The 26,508-nt window shown below is 66.3% G+C and carries 24 protein-coding genes and 1 tRNA gene; 16 read left to right on the forward strand and 9 right to left on the reverse strand.

What is annotated here, in order from left to right:
- Position 1 precedes the first annotated feature (1 nt).
- Genes BTO20_RS29280 through BTO20_RS29295 form a run of 4 tightly spaced genes read right to left on the reverse strand, consistent with a single transcriptional unit; the run spans position 2 to position 4,116 of the window.
- Positions 2–868, reverse strand: coding sequence for a carbohydrate ABC transporter permease (locus BTO20_RS29280; RefSeq protein ID WP_029372527.1), 867 nt, complete (start codon positions 866–868; stop codon positions 2–4).
- On the reverse strand, positions 868–1,839 hold the full coding sequence (locus BTO20_RS29285; protein WP_087079408.1) for a carbohydrate ABC transporter permease: 972 nt from the start codon (positions 1,837–1,839) through the stop codon (positions 868–870). The genes BTO20_RS29280 and BTO20_RS29285 overlap by 1 nt, the downstream gene beginning before the upstream one ends.
- Positions 1,836–3,179 (reverse strand): ABC transporter substrate-binding protein, encoded by a 1,344-nt coding sequence (locus BTO20_RS29290; RefSeq protein WP_087079409.1) that lies wholly within the window; start codon positions 3,177–3,179, stop codon positions 1,836–1,838. Before BTO20_RS29290 ends, BTO20_RS29285 begins: the two co-directional genes overlap by 4 nt.
- A 7-nt stretch (positions 3,180–3,186) precedes the next feature.
- Positions 3,187–4,116, reverse strand: coding sequence for a sugar-binding transcriptional regulator (locus BTO20_RS29295; RefSeq protein WP_087079410.1), 930 nt, complete (start codon positions 4,114–4,116; stop codon positions 3,187–3,189).
- A 66-nt stretch (positions 4,117–4,182) separates the two neighbouring features.
- On the opposite strand from BTO20_RS29295, the gene BTO20_RS29300 reads away from it, so the two are divergent.
- The 4 genes from BTO20_RS29300 to BTO20_RS29315 are packed head-to-tail and all read left to right on the forward strand — an operon-like array spanning position 4,183 to position 8,957.
- A complete protein-coding gene (locus BTO20_RS29300; protein WP_087079411.1) occupies positions 4,183–5,604 on the forward strand; it encodes a mannitol dehydrogenase family protein in 1,422 nt (473 codons plus the stop codon).
- A complete protein-coding gene (locus BTO20_RS29305) occupies positions 5,601–6,515 on the forward strand; it encodes a carbohydrate kinase family protein (RefSeq protein WP_087079412.1) in 915 nt (304 codons plus the stop codon). Before BTO20_RS29300 ends, BTO20_RS29305 begins: the two co-directional genes overlap by 4 nt.
- Before the next feature lie 55 nt (positions 6,516–6,570).
- Positions 6,571–7,494, forward strand: a complete 924-nt coding sequence (gene ku, locus BTO20_RS29310; protein ID WP_087079413.1) for a non-homologous end joining protein Ku — start codon at positions 6,571–6,573, stop codon at positions 7,492–7,494.
- Between the two features lie 56 nt (positions 7,495–7,550).
- Complete coding sequence (locus BTO20_RS29315; protein WP_198344102.1) at positions 7,551–8,957, forward strand: FAD-dependent oxidoreductase; 1,407 nt, start codon at positions 7,551–7,553, stop codon at positions 8,955–8,957.
- Positions 8,958–8,964: 7 nt separating this feature from the next.
- Here BTO20_RS29315 and BTO20_RS29320 read toward each other — a convergent pair whose 3' ends face one another.
- Genes BTO20_RS29320 through BTO20_RS29330 form a run of 3 tightly spaced genes read right to left on the reverse strand, consistent with a single transcriptional unit; the run spans position 8,965 to position 12,198 of the window.
- Positions 8,965–9,435 (reverse strand): glucose-6-phosphate dehydrogenase, encoded by a 471-nt coding sequence (locus BTO20_RS29320; protein WP_087079415.1) that lies wholly within the window; start codon positions 9,433–9,435, stop codon positions 8,965–8,967.
- 46 nt (positions 9,436–9,481) lie between these two features.
- Positions 9,482–11,026, reverse strand: coding sequence for an HNH endonuclease signature motif containing protein (locus BTO20_RS29325; RefSeq protein WP_087079416.1), 1,545 nt, complete (start codon positions 11,024–11,026; stop codon positions 9,482–9,484).
- Between the two features lie 50 nt (positions 11,027–11,076).
- Positions 11,077–12,198, reverse strand: a complete 1,122-nt coding sequence (locus BTO20_RS29330; RefSeq protein WP_198344103.1) for a hypothetical protein — start codon at positions 12,196–12,198, stop codon at positions 11,077–11,079.
- Positions 12,199–12,492: 294 nt separating this feature from the next.
- Here BTO20_RS29330 and BTO20_RS29335 point away from each other — a divergent pair, with 294 nt between their 5' ends.
- The 6 genes from BTO20_RS29335 to BTO20_RS29360 all read left to right on the forward strand — a co-directional run bounded on the left by BTO20_RS29335 (position 12,493) and on the right by BTO20_RS29360 (position 17,902).
- Positions 12,493–13,284: an SDR family oxidoreductase gene (locus BTO20_RS29335; protein ID WP_087082860.1), complete on the forward strand. Its 792-nt coding sequence runs from the start codon at positions 12,493–12,495 to the stop codon at positions 13,282–13,284.
- 8 nt (positions 13,285–13,292) lie between these two features.
- Complete coding sequence (locus tag BTO20_RS29340; protein ID WP_087079417.1) at positions 13,293–14,369, forward strand: NAD(P)H-dependent amine dehydrogenase family protein; 1,077 nt, start codon at positions 13,293–13,295, stop codon at positions 14,367–14,369.
- 101 nt (positions 14,370–14,470) lie between these two features.
- Positions 14,471–14,704: a hypothetical protein gene (locus tag BTO20_RS29345; RefSeq protein ID WP_087079418.1), complete on the forward strand. Its 234-nt coding sequence runs from the start codon at positions 14,471–14,473 to the stop codon at positions 14,702–14,704.
- 97 nt (positions 14,705–14,801) lie between these two features.
- Positions 14,802–16,028, forward strand: a complete 1,227-nt coding sequence (locus BTO20_RS29350) for an Nramp family divalent metal transporter (protein WP_087079419.1) — start codon at positions 14,802–14,804, stop codon at positions 16,026–16,028.
- Positions 16,029–17,090: a poly-gamma-glutamate hydrolase family protein gene (locus BTO20_RS29355; protein ID WP_087079420.1), complete on the forward strand. Its 1,062-nt coding sequence runs from the start codon at positions 16,029–16,031 to the stop codon at positions 17,088–17,090.
- On the forward strand, positions 17,087–17,902 hold the full coding sequence (locus BTO20_RS29360) for an LLM class F420-dependent oxidoreductase (protein WP_087079421.1): 816 nt from the start codon (positions 17,087–17,089) through the stop codon (positions 17,900–17,902). Before BTO20_RS29355 ends, BTO20_RS29360 begins: the two co-directional genes overlap by 4 nt.
- On the opposite strand, the gene BTO20_RS29365 is transcribed toward BTO20_RS29360, so the two are convergent.
- Together BTO20_RS29365 and BTO20_RS29370 are read right to left on the reverse strand one after the other, a co-directional pair.
- A complete protein-coding gene (locus BTO20_RS29365; protein WP_087079422.1) occupies positions 17,883–19,148 on the reverse strand; it encodes an APC family permease in 1,266 nt (421 codons plus the stop codon). The two genes, BTO20_RS29360 and BTO20_RS29365, sit on opposite strands and share 20 nt — an antisense overlap.
- A 50-nt stretch (positions 19,149–19,198) precedes the next feature.
- Positions 19,199–19,750 (reverse strand): hypothetical protein, encoded by a 552-nt coding sequence (locus BTO20_RS29370; protein ID WP_087082862.1) that lies wholly within the window; start codon positions 19,748–19,750, stop codon positions 19,199–19,201.
- 297 nt (positions 19,751–20,047) lie between these two features.
- On the opposite strand from BTO20_RS29370, the gene BTO20_RS29375 reads away from it, so the two are divergent.
- From BTO20_RS29375 to BTO20_RS29400, 6 genes are all read left to right on the forward strand, one after another.
- On the forward strand, positions 20,048–20,632 hold the full coding sequence (locus BTO20_RS29375) for an Rv1733c family protein (protein WP_087079423.1): 585 nt from the start codon (positions 20,048–20,050) through the stop codon (positions 20,630–20,632).
- Positions 20,633–20,939: 307 nt separating this feature from the next.
- Entirely contained in the window at positions 20,940–23,147 is a 2,208-nt protein-coding gene (locus tag BTO20_RS29380) for a hypothetical protein (RefSeq protein WP_157680350.1), read from the forward strand.
- A 113-nt stretch (positions 23,148–23,260) separates the two neighbouring features.
- A tRNA-Arg gene (locus BTO20_RS29385) sits at positions 23,261–23,333 on the forward strand.
- A 471-nt stretch (positions 23,334–23,804) separates the two neighbouring features.
- A complete protein-coding gene (locus BTO20_RS29390) occupies positions 23,805–24,995 on the forward strand; it encodes an RtcB family protein (protein ID WP_087079425.1) in 1,191 nt (396 codons plus the stop codon).
- Between the two features lie 49 nt (positions 24,996–25,044).
- Positions 25,045–25,320 (forward strand): class I SAM-dependent methyltransferase, encoded by a 276-nt coding sequence (locus BTO20_RS29395; protein WP_157680440.1) that lies wholly within the window; start codon positions 25,045–25,047, stop codon positions 25,318–25,320.
- 467 nt (positions 25,321–25,787) lie between these two features.
- Entirely contained in the window at positions 25,788–26,348 is a 561-nt protein-coding gene (locus tag BTO20_RS29400; protein ID WP_087079427.1) for a hypothetical protein, read from the forward strand.
- Positions 26,349–26,508 lie beyond the last annotated feature (160 nt).

Consider the following 26,508-nt stretch of genomic DNA (forward strand, 5'->3'; position numbering starts at 1 on the left):
CCTACTTGATGGCGCCGAAGGACAGACCACGAACCAGCTTGTTCTGCGCGACCCAGCCCGCGAGAACCACCGGAAGCGCGGCCATCGTCGCCGCCGCGCACAGCTTGGCCCAGTACAGGCCCTCACCCGCGATGAAGCCGACCAGGAACACCGGCATGGTCTGGGCTTGCACCGCAGTGAGATTCACCGCGAAGAAGAATTCGTTCCAGGCGAAGATCACGCAGATCAGCGCCGTGGCCGCGATCCCGGGTGACACGAGCGGCAGGATCACCTCCCGCACAGAACGCCAGGTGCTGGCGCCGTCGAGGCTCGCGGCCTCCAAGAGCTCACCCGGCACCTCCAGGAAGAAGGACCGCATCATCCACACCGCGATCGGCAGGTTCATCGAGGTGTACAGGATGATCAGGGCCCAGATGTTGTCCAGCAGGCCGATGTTCGACACGATCACGTACAGCGGGATGATCGCCGCGACGATCGGCAGCATCTTGGTGCTCATGAAGAAGAACAGCGCGTCCTGGGTCTTGCGCACCGGTTTGAGGGAGAGCGCGAAGGCGGCCGGGATCCCCAGGGCCAGCACCAGGACCGTGGACACGGTGGTGGCGTAGAGCGAGTTCAGCAGGCTGGTCCCGACGCCGTTGGCGAACACCGCCTTGAATTCGTCGAGGGTCGGCACGAAGAAGATCTTCGGCGTCGTGGTGTAGGCGTCGACCTCCTGTTTGAAGGCGGTCAGCACCATCCAGAACACCGGGAAGAAGAATCCCAGGCCGACGATCCAGGCCACCACGCCCCACGGATCGAACTTGCGCCGCTTGACTTTTCCGTTGTTGTCCGCTGTTTCCGGCGTCGCGCTCGTCGTGACGGTACTCATCAGGCCGCCTCCTCCTTGCCCGTGAACGATTTGAAGATCAATCGCAGTGCGAAGCTCGCGATGATCATCGTGAAGATCACGACGATCACGCCCATCGCGGCGGCCTGGCCGATGTCGAAGCCCAGGAACGCGCGCTGGTAGATGTAGAACGGCAGGTTCGCGCTCGCGGTACCCGGCCCGCCCTGGGTCATCATGTAGATGGCGTCGAAGGTGTTGACCAGGTAGATCGCCCCGAGCACCGTGCCCAGTTCGATGAACCGGCGCAGGTGCGGCAGGGTCAGCTCACGGAACAGCTGGAACGCACCCGCCCCGTCGACCCGGCCGGCTTCCAGGATGTCGCGCGGCATGGACTGCAGGCCCGCCAGGATCAGCAGCATCATGAACGGGGTCCACTGCCACACCAGGGCGATGATGATCGAGGTCAGCGGGAACTGGCTGACCCAGTCGACGTGTTTGAGACCCAGCGGGGACAGCACCCAGTTGATGATGCCGAACACCGGGTCGAGCATCGCCGTCTTCCACATCAGGGCTCCCGCAACAGGTGTCACGAGGAACGGGGTGATGAGCAGGGTGCGGACGATACCGCGGCCGAGGAACACCCGATCCAGCAGCAGTGCCAGAAGCAACCCGATGATCACCGACAGCAGCACGGTCAGGACGATGATGACCACCGTGTTGATCGCGACCTGCCAGAAGGTGCCGTCCCTGACGACGTCGAGGTAGTTCTGCAGCCCGACGAAGTGCCGCGAGCCCGGACGAACCAGGTTCCAGGACAGCGTCGAGTAGTACAGCGTGAACAGGAACGGGATCTGGGTGACGATGATCATGAAGATCAGCGCCGGCAGCAGGGGGCCGCGGCGGCGCCAGCCTTCGGCCCGCGATACACCCGGGTCCTGCTTCTCTTTGATTCGTGCGACGTGCTCGGCCTCGGTCAGCGCATCGGCTTCGGCCGGTAACTGACTGGTTGTCATGGCTTCTCCTGATAGGTCTTGCCGACGACTTCTGCGTACTTCTGTGACTGTTCGAGCGCGTCGGCGACGGACTTCTGCCCGGCGATCGCCGCGCTGATCTGCTGACTCACCCGGGTTCCGAGGTCCTGGAATTCCGGGATGGCCAGGAACTGCACGCCGGTGTAGGGCACCGGTTGCACGGTCGGCTTGGCGGGTGTGGCACCCTCGATCGAATCGAGTGTCACCTGACCGAACGCCTTTGCCGCTTCTTTATATTGGGGAATCTGATACGTCGAGAGCCGGCTGCCCGGTGGTACCCGCGCCCACCCGAGCTGCTCGCCGACCAGCTTGATGTAGTTCTGGTCGGTCATCCAGGAGATGAATTTCCATGCGGCGTCGGGCTTGTCGCTGCTCTTGGGAATTCCCAGCGCCCAGGTGTAGAGCCATCCGGAATTCGGCTTCTCGACCGTCGGCGCCATCGCGTAGCCGACCTTGCCGACCACCTTCGACGACGCGGGATCCTCCAGCACCGACACCGCCGAGGTGGCGTCGTACCACATGGCCGCCCGGCCCTGGGCGAACTGTGTCGCGCATTCACCGAAACCGCTTGTCGCCGCGCCGGGTTCGCCGTGGTTGCGGACCAGGTCGACGTAGAAGTTGACGGCCTTCTCCACTTCGGGGCTGGTGAGCTGGGCGTTCCATTTCTCGTCGTACCAGCGCCCGCCGAAGGTGTTGATCACGGTGTCCAGCGGGGCCAGCACCTCACCCCAGCCGGGCTTGCCGCGCAGGCAGATGCCGACCATGTCCTGGCTGTCGAGCTTGGCCGCGGCATCGGCCACCTGCTGCCAGGTCGGGTTGTGCGGCATCTCGATTCCGGCCTGCTCGAACAGGTCCTTGCGGTACATCAGGAACGAGGATTCGCCGTAGAACGGCACCGCGTACATGTTGCCCTGGTAGGACAGTGATTCACGCAGCGACGGGATGAAATCGTTCTCGTCATAGCCCGGCGTGTTGCGTGCATAGTCGGAAAGGTTGACCAGCCAGCCATTTTCGGCCCATTGCGGGGCCTCGTAGTTGCTGATCATCACGACGTCGAACTCGCCGCCGCCCATCGCCGTCGACGCGGTGATCTTGGCCCGGGCCTGGTTCTCCGACAGCGTGACGAACCTGAGCTTGATGTCGGGGTTGGCGGCCTCGAACCGATTGGCCAGCGAGCGGGCGTCGGTCATCTGCGAGTTCGACACCATCGCGATCGTCACGGTCTGATCGGTGGCACCGAGCGAGCCCGCCCCGGCGCAACCGGCCGTCAGGGCCAGGCCGGCCGCCGCGACGACCGCGGCCAACTTCCTTGCGAATCTCATGGCAACCTCATTTCTGCGCCAACAACCAACGGGCGCAATCGATATCGCATACCAATAGCCGGGCCAGCTTGCCGCGCAGGGCACCGAGGATGGCCTGGTACTTACCGGCGCCGCCGGATACCAGGATGGTTTTCTCGCACGTACGGATGTCTTCGAGCGGCACCGACATCGCCCGCTGCTGCAGTTCGTGGTGAACGGGCTCACCGTGAGCGTTGAAGAAACGACCGCCGATCTCGCCGACGGCGCCCTGGGAGACGAGTTCGTCGAGCATCCGGATGTCCAGGAAGCTGCCTTCGAACAGCGTTGTGGAGGTCGACACCGCGCCCACCCCGAACAGCATGGTGTCGGCGCTGCGGCCGGCGTCCAGCGTGCGCGAGATGACCGAATCCCCGCGCATCGAGACCACGGTCGCGGGGTCGGCGTAGAGCGGGGCGGGCAGCCGGAAGGTCTCGGCGCGCAAAGTGTCCGCGCACCGCGTCAGGATCTGCTCGATGCCGGTCTGATACGCGGCGGTGGACATGGCGCCGTCGAGCTGGACCACCGCACGGCAACTCGCCACGCCGGGCACCAGTGCGGTCGCGACACTGACCTGCTCTGGGCCCCAGGTGAAACCGAGTACGTCGTCGGCGGCGATGCGCCGCATCAGCAGCGCGGCGCCGGCACGTTCGGCGTTGGCCGCCACGACCGCCTCGGTGAGCCCGAAGCGCCGTTCGAGTTCCCGTTCCTCGTCGGCGTGCAGATCTTCGCTCATGCCGGGAGGAATCACCACCTCCACGCGCACAAGGCCGTTGGCCTTCGCCTTGGCGACGAGGCGCCCTGCGGTCGGACGGGAGACCCCGAGCCGTGCCGCGATCTCGGCCTGGGTGAGGCCGTCGAGGTAATACAGCGAGGCCGCACGCAGAGCGAGTCGCAGATCCTCTGGTGTCGGTGCGGACACTGGACCCCACTTCCCGATACAGTGAGCAAATGCTCATGGGTGCGAGTAGATGCTCATCACGCTAACATGACAGATGTGACGCACACAACATCCGCTACGCAAAAGCCCACCGCGGCGCGCCCCAACTACCCCCGCGACCAGGTACAGGTCGGCATCGTGCACTTCGGCGTCGGCGGGTTCCATCGCGCGCATCAGGCGATGTACATCGACCGGTTGCTGCAGAAGGGCCTGGCCACCGAATGGGGCATCTGCGGTGTCGGGGTGCTGCCGTCGGATCGGAAGATGGCCAACGTCATGGCCGCACAGGACGGGCTCTACACCCTGATGCTGGTTCACCCCGACGGCACCCGCGAGGCCCGCGTGATCGGATCCATCGTCGACTACCGGTACGCCCCCGACGATCCCGAAGGCGTCGTCGAGCTCCTCGCCAGCCCGTCGACCCGGATCATCTCGTTGACCATCACCGAGGGTGGCTACAATCTGGACTCCGTGTCCCCCGACGAGGTCAACGTGTTCGGACTGGTGACCGACGCGTTGGCGCTGCGGCGCGACCGTGGCGTTCCCGCACCGACCATCGTGTCCTGCGACAACATCGAGGGCAACGGCAACATGGCGCGGCACACGTTCACCACCTACGCCGAACGGGTCCATCCGGGCCTCGGCGAGTGGATCGGCACCCACACCCGATTCCCCAATTCGATGGTGGACCGCATCACCCCGGTCACCACGCCGGAGGTGATCGAGACCGTGCACTCGGAGTTCGGCATCACCGACCAGTGGCCGGTGGTGGCCGAACCGTTCACGTCGTGGGTACTGGAGGATTCGTTCTCCGATGGCCGTCCTCCGTTCGAGGAGGCCGGCGTGCTGATGGTCGACGACGTAACGCCCTACGAGCTGATGAAGCTGCGGCTGCTCAATGCCGGTCACCAAGCGCTCTGCTACTTCGGGTATCTCGCCGGCTATCGCCTGGTGCACGACGCCGCGGCCGACCCGTTGTTCGCCGAATTCCTGCTGGACTACATGGATTCCGAAGGCACCCCGACACTCGAGCCCGTCCCGGGCATCGATCTCGACGACTACAAGCGCACGTTGATCGAGCGTTTCGCCAACCCGGGCGTGCGCGACACCATCGTGCGGTTGTGCTTCGGCTCGTCCGACCGCATCCCGAAGTGGCTGTTGCCGGTCATCCGGGAGAATCTGCGGACCGGTGCGCCGATTCGGCTGTCGGCGGCCGTGGTGGCCAGCTGGGCCCGCTACGCCGAGGGCGTCGACGAGCAAGGCGAACCGATCAAGGTCGAGGACGCGCTGGCGGAGACGCTCGTGCCGCTGGCCCAGTCTCAGCGCGAGAACCCGACAGCCTTCATCGAGTACACCCCCTTGTTCGGCGACCTCGCGACCGAGCCCCGGTTCGTCGAGGCCTATCTCTGGGCGCTGGATTCCCTGCACCGCGTCGGCGCCCGGGCCACTCTGGAGGCACTGCGATCATGAACCGAGCTCTGGTCATCGGTGAGGCACTGGTGGACATCGTCAAGCGAGGCGGCGCGATCACCAGCGAGCATGTCGGCGGCAGCCCACTCAACGTGGCACTCGGGCTGGCCCGGCTGGGCCGCGACGTCGACTTCCTCACCCACATCGCCGACGACCCTCACGGCCGGCGCATCGCCGAGTACGCCAAAGCCGTTGGGGTTGACCTTGTTTCGGGCAGCATGTCCGCGAAACGCACCCCCACCGCGCAGGTCACGCTCAAGAACGGCTCGCCGAGCTACACGTTCGACCTGGACTGGCAACTCTCCGGCACGGCCGAGGTGGGCCCACCGCTGGTGGCGCATACCGGTTCCATCGCCGCGGTGCTGGAGCCCGGGTGCCGGGCAGTGGCCGCACTCCTCGACGCCTACCACCTGTCGGCCACCATCACGTTCGATCCGAACGTGCGCCCGGTGTTGATCACCGACGACGACGCGGCCCGTGGCCGGATCGAACGCCTCGTGGAACACTCCGACATCGTCAAGGTCAGCGATGAGGACCTGCGGTGGATCGACAAGCGGAGCTCCCCGGAGAAGATCGCCCGCACGTGGCTGTCGATGGGCCCCTCGATCGTCGCAGTGACCGTGGGCTCAGAGGGCGCGTTCGCGTTGTGCGAAGCCGGAATGGTGCGGGTGCCCGCCCGACCGGTCGAGGTGGTGGACACCGTGGGAGCCGGCGACGCGTTCATGGCCGGGTTGATCGACGCCGTGTGGGAGCAGGGTCTGTTGGGCGCCGACAAGCGCCGCGACCTGCGCGCCATCAGCTCCGATGCGCTCGAAGACGCCGTCCTGCGGGCCTCGCGGGCGTCGGCTTGGACGGTCGCCCGGGCGGGTGCCGACCTGCCCGATCGCGACGCGTTGAGCCATCCCGGCTAGAGGCACAGGCCGTTGGTTCTTCGCGCAGGCGCTCATCACCGGCCATACTGGGCAAATGCGATCCATCTGGAAGGGTTCGATCGCCTTCGGCCTGGTGAACGTACCGGTCAAGGTCTACAGCGCGACCGAGGACCACGACATCAAGTTTCATCAGGTGCACGCCAAGGACAACGGGCGCATCCGATACAAGCGGGTATGCGAGGTGTGTGGCGAGGTCGTTGAATTCCGGGACATCAACAAGGCCTATGAGTCCGACGACGGGCAGATGGTGGTGATCACCGACGAGGACATCGCCACCCTGCCCGAGGAACGCAGCCGCGAGATCGAAGTGGTCGAGTTCATCCCGGCCGATCAGCTCGATCCGCTGATGTACGACAAGAGCTATTTCCTGGAGCCCGATTCCAAGTCGTCCAAGTCGTACGTGCTGCTGGCCAAGACCCTTGCCGAGACCGAGCGGGTGGCGATCGTGCACTTCTCGCTGCGCAACAAGACCCGGCTCGCGGCGTTGCGGGTCAAGGATTTTTCCAAGCGCAATGTCATGGTGATCCACACCCTGCTGTGGCCCGACGAGATCCGCGACCCCGATTTCCCGGTGCTGGACAAGGAAGTCGAGATCAAGCCGGCCGAACTGAAGATGGCAGGCCAAGTGGTGGAGTCGATGACCGACGACTTCCACCCCGATCAGTTCCGCGACGACTACCAGGCCCAGCTCTATGAGCTGGTGCAGGCCAAACTCGAAGGCGGCGAAGCATTCTCGGTCGAGGAGCAACCGGCCGACCTCGACGAGACCGAGGACGTCTCCGACCTGCTCGCCAAGCTCGAGGCCTCGGTGAAGGCCCGCAAGGGTGGCGGTGCGGCCAAGTCGGACAAGGACTCCGACAAGGACTCCGAGGATGAGGCCAAACCCGCCAGGAAAGCACCGGCGAAAAAGGCCGCCGCCAAAAAGGCTCCGGCCAAGAAGGCCGCCCCGAAGAAGTAAGTAGGGTAGCCGCCTACCCTAGGCCTGCCCTTCGGCACGACCCGACAATGCCAGCCATGGCAAAGCTCGGCGAGCACGCACTGGTCCTCGGTGGCAGCATCAGCGGTCTGCTGGCCGCCAGGGTGCTGTCGGATTTCTACGACACGGTCACCGTCGTCGAACGCGACGAGCTGTCGGAGACACCGAACAACCGTCGAGGCGTTCCGCAGGGCCGGCATGTCCACGCCCTGCTGGCCCGCGGCGCCCAGACCGTCGGCGAGTTCTTTCCGGGCATCCTCGACGAGCTCGCGGCCGCGGGCGCGCCGGTGTGGGACGACGGCGATCTGTCGCGCTTCTACATTTCCTACGGCGGGCACCTGATGCGGCGCATCGGCCAGGCCCCGGGGACGCCGGCCGACTACAAAGAACTGGCGCTGTACCAGCCGAGCAGGCCGCTGCTGGAATGCCATGTCCGTCGTCGGCTGCAGGCCATGGGTAATGTGACGATCCGCGACGGCCACGATGTCGCCGAACTGACCGCCACAGCGGATCGGTCTCGGATCACCGGTGCCAGGATCGCGGCCCACGACGGTGGAGACGAACAGCAGGTGACCGCCGATTTCGTCGTCGACGCCCGAGGCCGCGGCGCACCCACCCCGGCCTGTCTGGAGCGGCTCGGCTACGGGCGCCCGGCCGAGGACCGCATCGTCATGCACACCACCTACGTCAGCCAGACACTGAGGATCCCGCCGGGCACTCTCGAGGAGATGCTGGTCATCATCGGTCCCGTGCCGGGCCGGCCCAGCGGGATGTTCCTGTTCCGTTACGAGAAGGACGTGTGGATCTTCACGGTGTTCGGGATGGTCGGACGCGAGCCACCCCGCGACCTGCCCGGCATGCTGGCCTACGCCGACGAGTTCGCTCCCCCGCGGCTCGTGGCTGCCGTGCGGGCCGGTGAGCCGATCGCCCCGGTGGTGCAGCATCGGCTGCCGTCCAGCCAGTGGCGGCGCTATGACAGGATGCAGCGATTCCCGGCGGGTCTGCTCGTGTGCGGCGACGCGATGTGCAGCTTCAACCCCATCTACGGGCAGGGCATGTCGGTGGCCGCGATGGACGCGGTGGCACTGCGCGACGCGTTGCATGGCGGCACCGCCGACCTATCGCGGCGCTACTTCCGGGCCGCGGCGAAATCGATCGGCGTGGCGTGGAGCCTGGCTGCGGGTTCAGATCTGGCGTTTCCGGAGGTCGAGGGGCACCGCACACCGTCGATGCGGGCGGCCAACCGGTTCGTGCAACGGGTGCTGACCGCCTGCGAGACCGACGCCGAGGTGCACGCGCAATTCTTCAAGGTCACCGGTTTGGTGGATGCGCCCACCCGCTTGTTCCACCCGACCTTCCTCTACCGGGTGGCCAGGGCCAACGTGCGCAGCCACCAACACGATTCGCGGTCGAAGCAGGCCGACCTGGCGCGGGTGGGCGAGTGATCTCCCGTTAGGCGGCGCGCACGTCCACGCGCAGGGTCTCGAACTCGTCGAGGATCCGGCGCAACGCGGCATCCATCGGGTGCGCGGATTCCAGATCGTGGCTACACCGCCGGTCCACTGCCACGATTTCACCTGATTGCAGCGGGGTGTCTTCGACCCGATCGATGAACGCGTCGAACAACCCCGCCGGCGTGGCCAGGTAGTGCAGCCGATGAGTCGCATCGTCAAAATTCGCGGCGTACATCAGGCCGCACTGGGTGATCACGAAGCACTCCGAGGTCATACCGGTGCCGGAGGATTCAGCCCTGCTCCACACCAACGCGGCGTGGCGCGCCTCGGCAACCCGGTCCTGGACGTCGTCGCTGGAGGCCAGCAACTGGTGCACGAGCCGTCTACCCACGTGCGGGTACACGTCGACCGCGCGGGTGAAGTACCGCCGGAAGACATCGCCGAAAAGGTCATAGGGCTGATCGTTCATAGCGCCTCCCGTATCGGACGGACGCCTCAATTGTGCGCCCGAATCGTCAGCCGGGCGGCGGTTTGGCGCGCTCGGCGAGGTACGCGTCATTGCGCGCGCGTTCGGCCCGGATCTGGCGGGCCCATTGGGCGGCTCGCGTGCGTTTTCGGCGGGGCATCATGACCCCGCGATCGGTGGTGGCCGATGCGGCGGCGGCCGGCGGCAACTCCGCAGTCGTGGTATTCCAGTGCGGGAAGAACAACCGACTGCCCGGCCGCGTCACATAGGTCAGACCACTCGGTGTCGTCCACACGACGGTGCCGTCGGGTTGCTGACGGTCAGACCAGCCGATCCAGAAAGTCTTCAAGAGGTGATGAATTCTGCACAGACACTTGGTGTTTGACGCGTGGGTTGATCCGCTGGGATAGGGCTCGGTGTGGTCGATATCGCAGAACTCGGCAGGACGCCCACACCCCGGGAACATGCACGTCATATCCCTCATACGCACGAACGCCGCCAGCTTTGCCGACGGCCGATACCGCGGCTCAGGCTCGTCACACGGTGGAATGAGTTCGCGAACTTTCGCCCCGTTGGCGATCAGTTCTGCCAGCAATGGCGTGGGCACCACGCCACCGTCGAGTAGGACCGCTGTCGGTTTCTTCTTGGGCTTCTCGTCCTCCACCTGTTGTGGCGGGCTCGGCTCAATAGCATCATGCCCGGACGCATCGGGAGCAGGCTCGGGCTCCACGGTCACCTGCTCGCGCGGGATCGGAATGGTGTCGTGATCCCCGGACAGGTAGGGATCAGGCTCAGCCTCTAACGCCGCCTTGTCGGCCAACACGTAGACGACAGTGTTGGCGCCACGGGCGTCAGGTGCACTGGCCGGACAGTCAGTATTGCCGCACTGACAGCGCAGCCTGTCCCCGAGGACAGCGATCACGCCCATCGCGTCGGACCGGAGTTGGCCGGCGGTCCGCGGATCGTCCGCGCACACGCCACTGAGCACATACGCCATGCGCTTCTTCAGTGCCGCGCCGTCGGCGGCCAACAACCGACCCCACAGCGACACGGTGCCGCTGACATCATCAGGCTTGCCCAGGCACACATCGCGGGCACGGACGGCTTCGCGCAGTCGCCGGAGTGCGCCCGGGTCGTACCGTTCGATCAGGGTGTCGATGGCTTGTTCAAGTTTGTCGACCGACATCGGACCCCACTCGGTGACGCGCTGCACCAACTCCTCGTCGATCAGCCGCAGGGCCTCATCGTCCAGTACCAACAGCGTGCGCCAGGTGATGGTCGCGATCAGCCGGGAGCTGACCCGGCCCTCGTCGAACAGGGCGGCCATCCGGGGAAACCGGTCGCCGAGCGCAACCGCTATGCGCATCTCCTTCGACGCGACGCGGTGGGCCACGCCCATCGCTGCTGCGATCTCGGCGGCCGCGGCATCCCAGTAGTCGCACGCCCAGTGCAACAGTTCGTCGTCCTGCTCGACGACTCGGCGATTGACCAACTCGGCGATCAACCGCAGCCGGCGGGAATCCGACGCGGCCGCTGCCCGGGTTTCCCGCTCGATCTCCGCGACAAGTCCCGCGTCGCCGAGTTCCTCGAACATACGTTCGATTGTACACCCTGCTACTGACTCGAGCTCTCGGCAGATCGACGCTACCCGTCTGTCCGAATGCCGCTTCCCACAATCGATTCGGTGCCCTCGTCCCACCGCCAAGCCACGTTGTGTCCGGAGAGATGCACACCGCCGATCCACCGGTCGACGCCGTTGAGCGCGACGTGGTCGTCCTCGCCGGCCAGCACCCGCCTTCCGGCATCGGTGATGTGTACTGCCGTATCACTTTTGACGGGAACGGAGTCCACGTCCACCAGCGGGACCGGCGCGGTGGCCAGCCGCTGGATCGCCGCGTAGCCCCAGCAATCGCCGAGGAACCGGCGCGTCTCCCGCGCATTGGCCCGCACAAACGCGGTTGCCGCATCGGATGCATCTTCGGCGATCGCGGCCAGCAGGCGGCGTTCGGTGAGCGACAGCCCGTCGCGCGTCGACGGGTACTCGCGGCTGAGCCTTTCGAACGCCTCGCCGAGGAAACGCAGTTCACCCGAACGTGTTTCAGCGATCCCGCCCAGCGCGACCGGCGTCGGCGCCCGAAACGCCGCCCATGCCCGAGTGGCCAGCTGCAGCGCCGAATCGGTCAACCGCGCACAGGCATTGGTGCCCGGCAGCACGCGCAACTGCTCGGCGCCCAATTCCCCGAGCCCGCCGAAGCGGGCGATTCCGGCGTGTTCACCGATGCAGATCAGGGTGATCCGCTCGGCGTCCACTTGCAGCTGCGTCAACCGGTCCAAGGTCTGGATGATCTGTAACTGATCGACGAGATCGGCCTCGAACCACAGCACGTACTGGCCGTCGCGGTTGGCCGCCAGCACGGTGTCGCGCTCGACGAATGTCGAAGCGATGGCAGCGCGGTCTTCGTCGAGGGCGCCGGCCAGGAACGCGGCTCGGATCTGGCTCAGCTCGTCGGTTGCAACGGCCGGGACGGGACCCTCGTGCAGGACATCGCGCCAGTACAGGATGCGGCGCGCAAGCCCGGTACCCGCCAGATCGGTGGCATCCCCGTTGCTCACATGCAACGCGTCGGCCATCCCCGCAGCGCTCAGCAGTGGCGCGGTTTCATCGGAGGTCTTGGCGAGCAACGCATTACGCGCACTCACATAGGACTCGCCGGTCTTGCTCATCCGCGCGCGGACGCGCCGCTTGAAGTCACCTTGCTTGGTCATGGCATCTCCCGCGGCCGCCGGTCGGGCCCCCAGCGACCGATGCGACGGCCGGACGGTAGATGTCGGTTGTCCCAGCCGAGAGGGTGGACCTCCCTTTGCCTCCTGAGGTAACCCTGCTGGGGCGGGTTGCCGGAGGTTGGGCGCGACCGGGCGCCGGCGCCAGCGTACAACACGCGCATCCGCGCGGGGCACTGCGCGCCCCGTCGAGAGCCGATTAGAACGTGTTACAGAAAGCTGCCCTGCGGGCCATTCGACACTGCTACGGTGACGCCGGTAGACGAACAGGAGCGCAGTGTGATTCTGGACAGATTCCGACTCGACGACAAGGTTGCGATCGTCACCGGAGCTGGCCGCGGCCTGGGCGCGGCCATCGCCGTGGCCTTCGCTGAAGCAGGCGCCGACGTGGTCATCGCGTCCCGCACACAATCCCAACTCGAGGACGTGGCCGAGCAGATTCGAGGCATCGGCCGCAAGGCCCACGTGGTGGCCGCCGACCTCGCGCACCCGGAGGCCACCGCCGAACTCGCGGGGGCCGCAACGAGTGCGTTCGGGAAACTAGACATCGTCGTCAACAACGTCGGCGGCACCATGCCCGCACCGCTCGTCAACACATCGACCCAGGCCCTGCGCGACGCGTTCACGTTCAATGTTTCGACCGCGCACGCACTCACCGCGGCCGCGGTGCCGCTGATGCTCGAACACTCGGGCGGCGGCAGCATCATCAACATCACCTCGACCATGGGACGGCTGGCCGGGCGCGGCTTCGTCGCGTACGGGACCGCCAAGGCCGCCCTGGCGCACTACACCCGGTTGGCGGCGCTCGACCTGTGCCCGCGCATCCGGGTCAACGCCATCGCGCCCGGCTCGATCCTCACCTCGGCCCTGGACATCGTCGCGAGCAACGACGCGCTGCGCGAGCCGATGGAGAAAGTCACGCCGATGCGCCGGCTCGGCGATCCGGAGGACATCGCCGCCGCCGCAGTCTATTTGGCCTCGCCCGCGGGCAGCTACCTGACCGGAAAGATCCTTGAGGTCGACGGCGGCATCACCTACCCGAACCTCGATCTGCCCATCCCCGACCTGTAAGGAGCACCGTGAGCATTCGCGTCGCAGCGATCGGCACCGGCAACGTCGGCCGCCACGCCCTGTCCCAGTTGATCACCAATCCGGACTACGAACTCACCGCGGTCTGGGTGTCCTCGCCGAACAAGGCCGGCAAGGACGCCGGAGAGCTTGCGGGACTGGATGTTTCGACGGGCGTCGTGGCCACCACCGATCTCGACGAGGTGCTGGCCACCAAACCGGAATGCGCCGTGTACACCGCGATGGCCGACAACCGCCTGCCAGAGGCGCTGGAGGATTACCGACGCATCCTGGCCGCCGGGGTCAATGTCGTGGGCAGCTCGGCGGTGTTCCTGCAATACCCGTGGCAGGTGCTGCCCGCCGAACTGGTCGAGCCCCTCGAGCAGGCCGCGCAAGAGGGTCGTTCCTCCCTCTTTATCAACGGCATCGACCCGGGCTTCGCCAATGACCTTCTGCCCCTTGCCCTTGCCGGGACGTGCCAACGTATCGAGCAGATCCGCTGCATGGAGATCGTCGACTACGCCACCTATGACAGCGCGACCGTGATGTTCGACGTGATGGGTTTCGGCAAGCCGCTGGACGAGACGCCAATGCTGCTGCAGCCGGGTGTCCTGAGCCTGGCTTGGGGCTCGGTGGTGCGCCAGCTGGCCGCCGGGTTGGGAATCGAGCTCGACGAAGTGACCGAGACCCACGTACGTGAACCAGCGCCAGAGGATTTCGACATCGCGTCCGGTCACATCCCGAAAGGTACGACGGCCGCGATGCGGTTCGAGGTCCGCGGCATGGTCGACGGTCGCGCCGCCGTGGTGCTCGAACACGTCACGCGGCTGCGTGACGACCTGTGCCCGAGCTGGCCGCAGCCCGCACAGGCGGGCGGCTCGTACCGCGTCGAGCTGACCGGTGAGCCCTCGTACGCCCTGGACCTGTGCCTGAGCAGTCCCAACGGCGACCACAACCACGCGGGCCTGGTGGCCACGGCCGCCCGCGTCGTGAACGCCATCCCGGCGGTCGTCGCGGCAGCACCGGGAATCCGCACGACGCTGGATTTGCCATTGGTGACAGGCAAAGGGCTATACGCCGCCGGGTGAACCGCTGCCGGGCATGTTTCCGTGGCACGACGTGTTTCACTTTCTGTGAGTCTCCCGAGGGGTTCCTCGGCGTACGCTTGACTCACCGATCGGAGCAGGTCATGAGTGGGTATGCGCGGTATCTCGGAGCCCTTCTGGCAACCGCGGGCGTAGGGGTGGCGATGCTTGCCGCCGCGCCGGCCGGGGCGGTTCCCAAGTGCATCAACACCACCCCGACCACCACGCAGTGCCAAACCAACGGCAGCACCCAGATCGTCACCACACCGCCGGCGACGAACTTCTCGCCGGGGTGGGGTTGGGGTGTCGGGCTGGGCGGGTTCTCGATCGTCTGGTGACGTGGACAACAACCACAGCGATCCACTGGTTTAAAACCAAAAGTTTCGGTTAACCTAACTTTCCTATTCGCCACACCGGATTGGAAGCTGGGGTCAGTTGCTGCAGGACGTCACGGCACGCAAGCGGTCGAGTTGGTTGCTGCTCGGCCCGGCGTTCGTCGCCGCGATCGCCTATGTGGACCCCGGCAATGTCGCCGCCAACATCAGTGCCGGCTCGCAGTTCGGCTACCTGCTGGTGTGGGTGATTGTTCTGGCCAATGTCATGGCCGGCCTGGTGCAGTACCTGTCGGCCAAACTCGGGCTGGTGACGGGCCGCTCGCTGCCCGAGACCGTCGCCGACCACACGCAGAACCGTGGGCGCATCGCGTACTGGCTGCAGGCCGAACTGGTCGCCGTGGCGACCGATATCGCCGAGGTCGTGGGTGGCGCGATCGCCCTGCAACTGCTGTTCAAGCTGCCTCTTCTGATGGGCGGAGTGATCACCGGCAGCGTGTCGCTGCTGCTACTGGCGGTGCAGGACCGGCGCGGGCAGGGGATGTTCGAGCGGGTCATCACCGGCATGCTGCTGGTCATCGCCATCGGATTCTTGACCAGCCTGTTCGTCGAGACCCCACCGCCTGGGGCGGTCGCCGAGGGCCTGATCCCGCGCTTCCACGGCGTCGAGAGCCTGCTGCTGGCCACCGCGATGCTGGGCGCGACGGTCATGCCGCACGCCGTCTATCTGCACTCCGGGTTGGCCCGCGACCGCCACGGCCACCCGGAGGCCGGTGAACGCCGACGCCTGCTGCTGCGCATGACCCGCTTCGACGTCGGGTTGGCCATGGTGGTGGCCGGCGCGGTGAATCTCGCCATGCTGCTGGTCGCCGCCACCAACCTGCAGGGACGCAACGACACCGATTCGATCGAGGGCGCCCACGCCGCCGTTCAGGATGCCCTGGGCCCGACGGTCGCGTTGTTGTTCGCGATCGGACTGCTCGCCTCGGGGCTCGCCTCCACCTCGGTCGGCGCGTATGCCGGCGCGATGATCATGCAGGGTCTGCTGCGGCGGCACTACCCCTTGCTGCTGCGACGGTTGATCACCCTCGTTCCCGCACTGGCCGTGCTGGCCATCGGCGTCGACCCCAGCCGCGCGTTGGTGCTCTCGCAGGTGGTCCTGTCGTTCGGCATACCGTTCGCGCTGATCCCGCTGGTCCGCTTCACCAGCGACAAAGCCCTGATGGGCGACGACACCAACCACCGAGTGACCACCATGCTGGGCTGGACGGTCGCGGCAACCATTACCGTGCTGAACGTGGTTCTGATTTATCTGACCGTCACGGGCTGAATGCGGCACCTGTACTTCGCCTACGGCTCCAATCTGTGCGTGTCACAGATGGCTGCCCGCTGCCCGGGTGCGCTCAGCCCACGGCCGGCGCGCCTCGACGGTCACGACTGGCTGATCAACGAACGCGGCGTCGCCACAGTGGAACCATTCGACGGATCCGCGGTGCACGGCGTGCTGTGGCATGTGACAGACCATGATCTGGCCGTGTTGGACAGCGCCGAGGGCGTGCCCGTGCGCTATCGGCGGGACCGGCTGACGGTGCACACCGTCGACGGACCCACGTCGGCGTGGGTCTACATCGACCACCGCGTCAACCCCGGCCCGCCACGGCCCGGATACCTGGAGCGCATCATCGCCGGTGCCATCCACCACGAGCTCCCGGCGCACTGGATCAAGTTCTTGCGACGCTGGGATCCGGCAGGCTGGCCTCAGCCCACGTCTTTGACGAATATCCCTGAGCCACACTCGCTCTCGTCACTCCTCGAGGTTCCCGGAGTCGACGAGCGCAGTGAGCTGCGCTCGCGCTTCGGTTTCCTGGCCATCCACGGCGGCGGGCTGGAGCAGATGACCGATGTGATCGCCGAGCGCGCCGCGGCCGCGTCCTCGGCGTCGGTGTATGTGGTGCGCCACCCTGACGGCTATCCGCACCACCTGCCTTCTGCGCACTATCTCGCGACTGAATCTGCATGTCTCACAGCCTTTCTCGAGCACGTGGAGGCAGTAGTCTCACTGCACGGCTACGGCCGGATCGGGCGCAGCACCCAGTTGCTCGCCGGCGGTTCGGACCGAGTTCTCGCCCGCCACGTGGCCGGGCACATCGTCATCCCCGGCTACCAGGTGATCACCGACTTGGCGGCCATCCCTCGCGAACTGCGTGGCCTGCATCCGGACAATCCGGTGAACCGGGTGCGGGGCGTGCAGCTGGAGCTGCCGCCGCGGGTGCGGGGCCTGAGCCCGCGCAGTCCCTTGCCTGCCGACGACGGGATCTCGCCGGTGACGGCTGCACTCATCGACGGCCTGTCCGCCGCAGCGCGGATTTGGCGGTTACCCTCGGGCGAGTGACCCGCAACTTCCGCTTCGGCGTCAGCCTGCGCACCGCCAAGACTCACAGCCAGGTCGCCGAATCCGCCCACCGCGCCGAGGATCAGGGCTTCGACATCCTTCACGTGCCCGACCACCTCGGCGCACCAGCCCCGTTCCCCAGCTTGATGACCGCCGCCAACGCGACCAGCACGCTGCGGGTGGGGACCTTCGTGTTCAACGCGTGCTTCTACAAGCCGGCGCTACTGGCCCGCGACATCGAGGCGCTGCGCGACCTGTCCGGAGGACGGTTCGACGCCGGACTCGGGGCCGGTTATGTGCGTGAGGAGTTCGAGGCCGCCGAATTGCCGTTCCCCAGTGCGCGAGAACGGATCGACTACCTGCGGCACATGACGACGTACGTCGCCGAGCGCGTGCCCGACGTGCCCATCCTGATCGCGGGCAACGGTGATCGGCTGCTGACGGTGGCCGCCGAAACCGCCGACATCGTCGGCCTCACGGGCGGCTCGCACGTCGACGGAGACCCGCTCAAGGAACGAATCGACTTCGTGCGGAACGCAGCTGGGTCACGCTTCGACGACTTAGAGCTCAACATCGCCATCACCGCGATGCCCGCGGCGGGATCCGAACTGCCCGACCTGAGCATGCCCCGCCGCTTCCTGCCCGACCTCACCGACGAGCAGTTGCTGCGCCATCCCGGCGTGCTGTCGGGGTCGATCAGCGCGATCGCCGACCGGTTACGGGAGCTGCGCGAAACCTACGGCATCAGCTACTTCATCGTGCAGGCCGCTCACGCCGAACAGTTCGCGAAGGTCATCCCTGAGCTGAGGTGAGTCGCCGGCGGATGCCGTACGCCAGTGCGCCGACGGCCAGGACCGCGAGCCCGGCCACGACGGACACCAGCGGCAAGGCGAACGCGATGACGACGCAGCCGAGCAGGCCGACGACCGGAATGAGCCGTGGCGGCCGTCCCTCTGTTCGTGTGAGCGTCCACGCGGAGGCATTGGCCACGGCGTAGTAGACCAGCACGGCGAACGACGAAAATCCGATCGCGCCGCGGATGTCGACCGCGGCGGCCAGGACCGCAACCACCACGCCGACGGCCAGTTCGGCCCGGTGCGGTACCCCGAACCGGGGATGCACGGCCGCGAGGGCACCGGGCAGATGACGGTCGCGGGCCATCGCCAACGTCGTGCGCGACACCCCCAGGATCAGCGCGAGCAGCGACCCCACGGCCGCCACCACCGCCCCGACCCGAACCACCGGCGTCAGCCACCCGGCACCGGCGACGTGCACGATCTCGGCCAGCGGCGCGGCCGACTGCGCCAGCCGGTGCGGCCCCAGCACACCCAGCGCGGCGACCGCGACGAGTGCGTAGACCACCAGCGTGATGCCCAACGCGGTCGGGATGGCCCGCGGGATGGTGCGGGCCGGGTCGCGTACCTCCTCACCCAGCGTCGCGATGCGGGCATAGCCGGCGAACGCGAAGAACAGCAGCCCCGCCGCCTGCAGGATGCCGGCCACCGAGCCGGTCGAGGGCGCCATCCCGGATACCTCGAAGTGCTTGCTGCCGAAGGCGGCTACCACCACCGCCGCGAGTACCGCCAAGACCACGGCCACTATCGCGCGCGTCAGCCATGCCGATTTCTGCACGCCCAGGTAGTTCACCGCGGTCAGCGCCACCACGGCGGCGACCGCCACCGCATGCGCGTGAGCGGGCCAGGCATAGAACCCCACCGTCAGCGCCATCGCGGCGCACGATGCGGTCTTGCCGACGACAAACCCCCAGCCGGCCAGATAACCCCAGAACGGGCCGAGACGCTGCCGTCCGTAGACGTACGTGCCTCCCGAGGCCGGATACAGCGCGGCCAGGCGTGCCGACGATGTGGCATTGCAGTACGCGACCACCGCGGCGACCGCGAGCCCGACCAACAATGCCGCCCCGGCCGCCCGTGCGGCGGGAGCCAACGCGACGAAGATACCGGCCCCGATCATCGAGCCGAGCCCGATCGTCACCGCGTCGAACACGCCCAGCTGCCGGCGCAGCCCCGCGGTTGCGGGCTTGGACCTATCGGACATTCACGATCCGGACGTGTACGGAGCCATTCATGGACACGTCTATACACCCCTCAGGAGAACAGCGGGAGCCGCCAGAGAGGTTGCCCGTGGTCGAGCATCCACAGCCGCCGAGCATTCACCCGCACCAAGCTCACGGATCCGGCGATGAGCACGAAGGCCAAGGCACCGCCCAGCACCGCCGTCACCACCGACGCGAACATGTCGCCGGGACCCGCCGTCGTGACGTCGAACCAGGCGTCGCACAGCAGCAGGATGCCCGTGGTGAAGGCCGGAAAAACCAGCACTTGACGGTGCATCCAGGTCAAGACAGCGGTCGCCGCCATGAAGAAGACCAGCACGCTGTCGAATCCCACCCACGTCAGCGGCCAATCCCGCACCGTGTAGTTCTCGGGCAATGTCACCGACAGGTAGACGATCCACGGGATCATGAAGATCGCGCCGCCGGTCATCAGGCCCAGATGCGCTTGTTTGAGCCTGGCCGGCAATCCGTGGGGTTGGAGCTCCTCGAGAGGACGTTCGAGGCGTTGAATCAGCTCGCGCCGCTGCGCCGCCGTCATCTCGGCGATCTGCGCGTCGGTCAGGATGTCATCTGTCCTAGCCATGTCATCTGTCATCGCCGTTGCCCGTTTGCCACTCAACCCATCCGGCTGGGCACCCGAACCGACGCCCAGTGCCCCCACACTAACCACCGGCGTCGTGGTCCATGCCGATATGCGCACAACCAGGCTTGTCACATGTAACGAGATCGCCTGCCGCAGAGCCGCTCTGGCACAGTGGGGACAAGCGTCGCGATGGCCGCTGTCCCGGAAGATGGGACTTTCGACTCTGTGGTCCCGGCCCCGATTGGGGCAGTGTGGACTGTGTCGGGTGGCTGCCGACTGGGTATACGAGGAGGGATCATGGAGACCTTCACGCTCAACGCCGGGACCTGGATCCGCCGGCTCGCGACCCACGGCCCGTTGGTCCGCACGAGCGATCGAATCGAGGCCGCTGTCGCGCTGCTTGTCCTGATCTTGGTGCTGTTCGCCGTGCCCGTCGCGGGCGCGCTGGGCACGACGGCCTATGACACTCGCGCGCACGAGTACGCCGCACAACGACTCACCAGCCACCGCGTCGACGCGATCACCACGGACGGCAGCTCACCGAGCAAGATGCGCTACCAAGACGCGTTCGTGACCCCGGTCCAGTGGCAGTTCGCGGGCAAGCAGCACATCGACACCATCCGGACCCCGGTGCGGTTGAAACCGGGCGACCACAAGCCCGTTTGGGTCGACGCCGCAGGTAATCGGACCGTCGCACCCCTCACCGACCGTGATGCCGCCATTGACGCCGTCAGCATTGCGATCGCGTCATGGATCGCGGTCGCGGGAGCCGGCGCGGCCGTGTTGGTCGTGGTGCACAGCCGGGTCAACCGGCGCCGCTACGCCGGGTGGGATCGTGAACTCGAGGACCTCGCCGACAACGGACGGACGAATCGCAGCTGAGCGGTCATGGCCGGTGCTCCGGCGATGCGCGTTTGCCCGCATCGAACAGCAAGTGGCACCGGCACTTCCGGCCATCCGCGACGTCATCGAGCGACTTGCTGTGCGTACCTATGTGCCGGCTGTGGATTTATGAGAAAGTTCCCCCGGAACTGGCGCAGGGAACCGCTCGTCGTAGAATTTTAGTTGCGCTTAGTACTTGCAGCGGGCCCCATGTCCCCGCCGCAAATCAACAGCCATTTCAAAATAGGAAATCGCGCGGTCGGGAGCGACGCGATGCGGCCATTTGGCCGTAGTTGAGGAGGTCGACATGTCGACTCTCAGTCCCCTGCCACTGCGGGAGGATGCCCTACCACCGGCCGAGCCGACACCGCGGTGGCGCAGACTGGTCCCCCGCTCGCGGAGAGGCAAAACCGCCGTGGCCGGCGGGGTGTCCGTGCTGCTCGTCGCAGGCCTGCTGGGCGCGAGCTACGAGACGTCACCCGGTGGAACGTTGTGGGGTGTCGAGAAGACGATTTTTCCCGGGCACGCGCAGGACGTTGCCCTCACCGCCGTCGTGAACGATCTCAAGAATGCCCAGGACATTCTCGGCAGCGGACAGCAGCCCACACCCGATCAGCTGACCCAGGCCCGGACGTATCTGAATCAGGCCAAGCAGGACTTGGACTATCTGTCGCCATCACCGCAGCGGACCAACCTGCAAAACCTCTATTTGCAACTGACGCAACAACTTCTGCAGTACACGCCCGACTCGGCGCAACAACTGCCCCCGCTCCCCGCCCCTCCTGCGGCACCTCAGGCCGCAGCCGATCCGGGCAGTCTGCCGCAGTCGGCCGATGTTGCACTGACCGGCGCGTCCGCGCCGACCTGGGGCTACCCGATCACCGATCAGTCAGGCAGCGTCGCGCCCGACGACTACGGCCCGCCGCCGCTCGGCGTCCCGGACGCCCCCGCAGCCGACTGGCCACAGCCTTACGCCCCTCCGCTCACCCCGAACCTTCAGGACCTGGGTTACTACGACCAGTCGTGGGGACCGCTCTACGGCTACGACCCCACCGATTGGTACAACTACAACCTCGGCGGCTATAACCAGTACGGCTACGACTTCCTCGGTTTCGACCGGTGGGGCTACGACCGCTGGGGCTACGACCGCTGGGGATATGACCGGTGGGGGTACAACTGGGCCGGCTACAACTGGGGCGGGTACGACCGCGACGGCTGGGACCGCGACGGCTGCAACGAATGGGGGCAACACCGCGGCCACCCCGGTGATCCGCGCGATGTGGACTGGTACAACCGTCACCACCCGTACGCGCAGTACTACCAGTGGCGGTTCCGCCACGACGACCCCGTGTACCACCGCACTCAGTGGGACCAGGAACACGGATTCAACCCGTACCTGTACCAGAACTGGAACATGAACCGGGACTGGCACAATCCGCGCAACCGCGACTGGGCGCCGACCGCCCCCGTGATCAATGCCGTCAACTCCGTCACCAACGTCAACATCCACGCGTCCGCACCTGTCGTCAACCTGAATGCCTCACTGACACAGTTCATCTCCAATGACAAGGTGACGACCACGTCCGGGACGCTGATGAAGGACCTGGCGAACAAATCGGCTCGCGACTTCACCAAAGAACTCAGCCCGCGGATCAACACCTCGGTCACATCGCTGCCCCCGTCGACGGCGGAAAAGCTACTCGCCACCCCCACGGCCAACCACCAAACATCCTTCGCACCACCGGCATTGACCGCACCTGCGCCGGCAGCGCCGCCGTCGAAGGTGGCACCCGGGTTCACCGCACCAAAGCTTGCGCCGGTGCCTGCCTTCACGCCGCCGACGGTCAAACCGCAAGCAAAGCCGACGCCGGCCAACGTGGCACCGGGAACAGACCCTGGGCTGGTGGCCATCCCACCGAAGGCCGGTTCACCGAATCCGGACTCGCTGAACCCTGCTGCGGTGCGGCCAGATGAGCCGAAACCGGAGAACCCACCCGCAGTTCGGGTCCCCGACAACCAGGCGATTCCTGTGCCACAAGCCCCGCCATCAGAAGCGCCTGTACCGGCCGCTCCGGCGCACCCGGTAGCGCCCGTCCCGCAGGAGCCACAACAGCAGCAGGCCGCACCGGAACCGCCAGTGCAGCATGAAGCCCCGGCTCCCGAGTGGCAGGCGCCGACTCCGGCTCCCGAGGCGCCGGTCCGGCAGAAGCCCGTTCACCAGGCGCCTGTTCCCGAGGCCCCGGCCGAGCAGAAGCCGGTTCAGCAAGCGCCTGTGGAGGAAGCCCCCGCTCCACAGCGGCCTGTCTGGCAGGCCCCGCCGGTCCGTGAGGCACCGCCCGTCCAACAGGCACCACCGGTCCGTGAGGCACCGCCCGTCCAACAGGCCCCACCGGTCCGTGAAGCGCCGCCGGTGCATGAGGCGCCGCCACCGCCGCCTCCGCGCTCTGCTCCGGAGCCCCGTCAGGCCCCGGCCCCACGGGCACCTGCGTGCACACCCCCGTTCTGCACGAGGTGACGAGCGCTGGTCGTCCGCCGGCCCCGGATCAGTGTCACCCGATTCCACTGATCCAGGGCCGGCCGACTAGCATGAGGCGTTCCTCTGGTTGGCGCCTACCCCGGTAGGTCTCGGCCCCCGTAGCTCAGGGGATAGAGCACGGCTCTCCTAAAGCCGGTGTCGCAGGTTCGAATCCTGCCGGGGGCACTTCTGCGCAGACCGTGAGCAGCTTCAGCCACATCTGTCACACAGGCCACTGAAAACCTTTGGGCATGTGCCCTAGAAACCCGCTACCGCGGGTGGTATCAGATTTTTTGATATCACCGGCGGTGGCGCATTTTCGGGTCGGCGTGTGCTTCGAGATTGGCGACACGCCCGGGTTGAGATCGGCTACGCACCGGGAGTTGTGATCGGCTGCGGCTTGAAATGCGCGGGTCGAGCCGCGCGTGGACCGGCCGGGCGAAATGCGGGTCCAGCCGGGCATGGCGCGCATGGTCGGTCGACGCATGAGTGGAGGAAGAGCCGGATACCGCGAACCCTTTGATCGTGCCCATTTCCTTGATGAATGATGTTGTGGTCCAGGCGTTTCGCGGTCATCGTGACTGGGCCGAGCACCAAGGTATGACCCTAGAGAAATTGGCGCGAATTTCGGTCGACAGGTACGGGACAATCGAAGCCATGCATCAGATCGGCGGCCACAAGCTGCTCAACTTCGCCTCGCACATCGATGACAACACCATCGAGCAGGCGAAAGAGACTGCGGCGATGCCGTTTGTGCATCCACACGTCGCGCTGATGCCCGACGCGCACAGCGGCAAGGGTTCGGCCGTGGGCACCGTCATCCCGACCATCGATGCCGTCATCCCGGCCGCGGTCGGTGTCGACATCGGATGCGGCATGATCGCCGCCCGCACGGTCTACACCGAATCCGATTTGGCGGGACGCAACCTCGCGGATCTGCGTGAGGAGATCGAGCGCGCCATCCCGTTGTCCCCGGGCAACTACAACGCCAACATCGACCGCTTCGAATTCACCCGCGATCGGCTGGCCGACCTCGAAGCGAGCGCCCGTGCCGAGAACATCGACCTGTCGCACTCACCGAAGTGGCGCGAGCAGCTCGGATCACTCGGTGGCGGTAACCATTTCATCGAACTGTGCCTCGACGAGCAGCAGCGCGTGTGGATGTTCCTGCATTCCGGGTCGCGGGGTGTCGGCAACAAGATCGCGCAGAAGCACATCAAGATTGCGCAGCGGCTGTGCAAGAGCTGGTGGATCGAGCTACCGAACCCGGACCTGGCGTACCTGCCGCAGTCGACGCCCGAATTCTCCTGCTACATCAGGGAATTGCATTGGGCGCAGCGGTTCGCGCTGCAGAATCGCGCCGAGATGATGGATCGGTTCCGTACGGTGTTCGCTGCGTGGATGGGCGTCGACGCGAACGGCGCTGCCGACATCGAGGTCGATCGTGTGAATTGCCACCATAACTATACCCAGAAGGAGCAGCATGGCGGCCGGGATGTGTGGCTGACCCGCAAGGGTGCCGTCGACGCCCATGAGGGAGTCCGGGCGATCATCCCAGGTTCGATGGGCACCCGCTCATACATCGTGCGCGGCAAGGGAAATGCCGCAGGTCTGTGCTCGGCGCCGCACGGCGCGGGCCGCAGGTTCTCCCGTACCGAGGCGCGCCGGCGCTTCACCGCCGACGATCTCGCCGCGCGGATGCAGGGCATCGAATACCGCCACGGCGCCGAGTGGGTCGACGAGATCCCCGATGCCTACAAGGACATCGACCAGGTGATGGCCGACGCAGCCGACCTCGTGGAGGTGGAACACCAACTGCGCCAGGTACTCAACGTGAAGGGCACATGAACTGGTGCAGGAGCGACAGCATCGCTGGAACCACAACACGCACTACGGCATGGTGCTGTCAGCAGTCCCACCCGGCGCCAGAACCGCGCTCGACGTAGGCACCGGGGACGGGCTGTTGGCCGCGCCCCTGCGCGCCACGATTCCCGATGTCACCGGCATCGATTCCGATGCCGAGGTCATCGATCGGGCGCGGGACAGCGCCGCTGAGGTCAACTGGCTCGTGGGCGACGGCGTAGGCCTCGGTAGCCCAGTGTCCGGCGCAATCGAATCACACGTGTGTAATTCATCCCCAGTGTGGATAGTGCCTGTGGATAACCCCATTTAGCCCGCGTGTACCGACACGCGGGACGGCCCGAAAGCGCTTCCCAAGTACGGGACATATGCTTCACATACGGGCTACCAGGCGTAACGCCGATCGACCGCGACGACACGACGCCGGGAACCACCCCCGCCCCACCGATCAGCCATTTTCGGCAGTGGTAGCGTCCGCCTATCTGTTGTGTGTGGCGAGGGGCACTAAATGGCAGGTCTTATAGTCGACGGCGCGGGCTTGAACGCGGGCGCGGCAAGCAGTGCAGACATCGCGGACAGACTTGCCGCAAGCGTGGAAGGCAGCTCCCGTCCGGGTGGCCAGCCCAGCCATGCAGGGGTGTCCGCGTTCGGCGCAGCCGTCGCATCGGTCCGAATCCGTCAATCGGCCCGCATGAGCACCCACCACACAGCAATGCGCACAGCAGCGGTCCGCTACGCCGACACCGACGATGAAGGTGCCGGTGCGATTGCCAGGACGGTATGAGCCCGGCCGCTTCTCCGGAACCGGTTCTCCCCTCCCGTTCGCAGATCGAGAACTGGGACACGTCGCATCTAGAGGCGGCAGCAAACCGGTGGCGTACCTCTGCCAGCGAGTCCGACACGCTGTTCGCCCAGCACCGGCTGAACGTCGCGACGCCGGCGGGTGGCGAGTGGGAAGGCGCAGCCAAGGACGCCGCGCTCGACCGAGTCACCGCTGACGCGGCGGTGGTCCGCAATCACGCCGACGTCATCGTGGAGGCCGCCGACATCGCCGAGAACGGCATGGTCGACATCCACGCGGCCCAACAAAAGGTCCTCGAAGCAATCGCCGAGGCCGAGGCCGACGGCTTCAAGGTCAACGACGACCTCTCGGTGCGTGACACCCGGCGCGCCGACCTCTCCAACATGGCCGCCCGCCACACCGCGTCCCGCGTGTACGCCGAAGACATCCGCTGGAACGCCGAACGGCTGGTTGCTGCCGACACCTTCGTCAGTGAGCGCCTCCAGGCCAAGGCCGGCGAACTCGACGACATCAAGTTCGACGACGAACACCACCCCTGACCGCCTCTATCGCGCCACGCGCAACGCGCATTCGCGCCGCAAACGTTGCCAGAGGAATAACTAGTGAATTTCCTGTGAGAGCAAAGTCATTGCCGCACTTCATCAAACCCGCTGGTGAGGAATTTCTTGAGGTGTACTAAGGTTCTTCACAGACGGGGGT

The sequence above is a fragment of the Mycobacterium dioxanotrophicus genome, assembly GCF_002157835.1.
Lineage (GTDB): Bacteria > Actinomycetota > Actinomycetes > Mycobacteriales > Mycobacteriaceae > Mycobacterium > Mycobacterium dioxanotrophicus.

Bases quoted from the DNA above. Each gene is read 5' to 3' on its own strand.
- BTO20_RS29280 (WP_029372527.1), bottom strand. From the start codon at position 868: ATGAGTACCGTCACGACGAGCGCGACGCCGGAAACAGCGGACAACAAC.
- BTO20_RS29285 (WP_087079408.1), bottom strand. From the start codon at position 1,839: ATGACAACCAGTCAGTTACCGGCCGAAGCCGATGCGCTGACCGAGGCC.
- BTO20_RS29290 (WP_087079409.1), bottom strand. From the start codon at position 3,179: ATGAGATTCGCAAGGAAGTTGGCCGCGGTCGTCGCGGCGGCCGGCCTG.
- BTO20_RS29300 (WP_087079411.1), top strand. From the start codon at position 4,183: ATGACAGATGTGACGCACACAACATCCGCTACGCAAAAGCCCACCGCG.
- BTO20_RS29305 (WP_087079412.1), top strand. From the start codon at position 5,601: ATGAACCGAGCTCTGGTCATCGGTGAGGCACTGGTGGACATCGTCAAG.
- ku (WP_087079413.1), top strand. From the start codon at position 6,571: ATGCGATCCATCTGGAAGGGTTCGATCGCCTTCGGCCTGGTGAACGTA.
- BTO20_RS29315 (WP_198344102.1), top strand. From the start codon at position 7,551: ATGGCAAAGCTCGGCGAGCACGCACTGGTCCTCGGTGGCAGCATCAGC.
- BTO20_RS29320 (WP_087079415.1), bottom strand. From the start codon at position 9,435: ATGAACGATCAGCCCTATGACCTTTTCGGCGATGTCTTCCGGCGGTAC.
- BTO20_RS29325 (WP_087079416.1), bottom strand. From the start codon at position 11,026: ATGTTCGAGGAACTCGGCGACGCGGGACTTGTCGCGGAGATCGAGCGG.
- BTO20_RS29330 (WP_198344103.1), bottom strand. From the start codon at position 12,198: ATGACCAAGCAAGGTGACTTCAAGCGGCGCGTCCGCGCGCGGATGAGC.
- BTO20_RS29345 (WP_087079418.1), top strand. From the start codon at position 14,471: ATGAGTGGGTATGCGCGGTATCTCGGAGCCCTTCTGGCAACCGCGGGC.
- BTO20_RS29355 (WP_087079420.1), top strand. From the start codon at position 16,029: ATGCGGCACCTGTACTTCGCCTACGGCTCCAATCTGTGCGTGTCACAG.
- BTO20_RS29365 (WP_087079422.1), bottom strand. From the start codon at position 19,148: ATGTCCGATAGGTCCAAGCCCGCAACCGCGGGGCTGCGCCGGCAGCTG.
- BTO20_RS29370 (WP_087082862.1), bottom strand. From the start codon at position 19,750: ATGGCTAGGACAGATGACATCCTGACCGACGCGCAGATCGCCGAGATG.
- BTO20_RS29375 (WP_087079423.1), top strand. From the start codon at position 20,048: ATGGAGACCTTCACGCTCAACGCCGGGACCTGGATCCGCCGGCTCGCG.
- BTO20_RS29380 (WP_157680350.1), top strand. From the start codon at position 20,940: ATGTCGACTCTCAGTCCCCTGCCACTGCGGGAGGATGCCCTACCACCG.
- BTO20_RS29390 (WP_087079425.1), top strand. From the start codon at position 23,805: ATGCATCAGATCGGCGGCCACAAGCTGCTCAACTTCGCCTCGCACATC.
- BTO20_RS29395 (WP_157680440.1), top strand. From the start codon at position 25,045: ATGGTGCTGTCAGCAGTCCCACCCGGCGCCAGAACCGCGCTCGACGTA.
- BTO20_RS29400 (WP_087079427.1), top strand. From the start codon at position 25,788: ATGAGCCCGGCCGCTTCTCCGGAACCGGTTCTCCCCTCCCGTTCGCAG.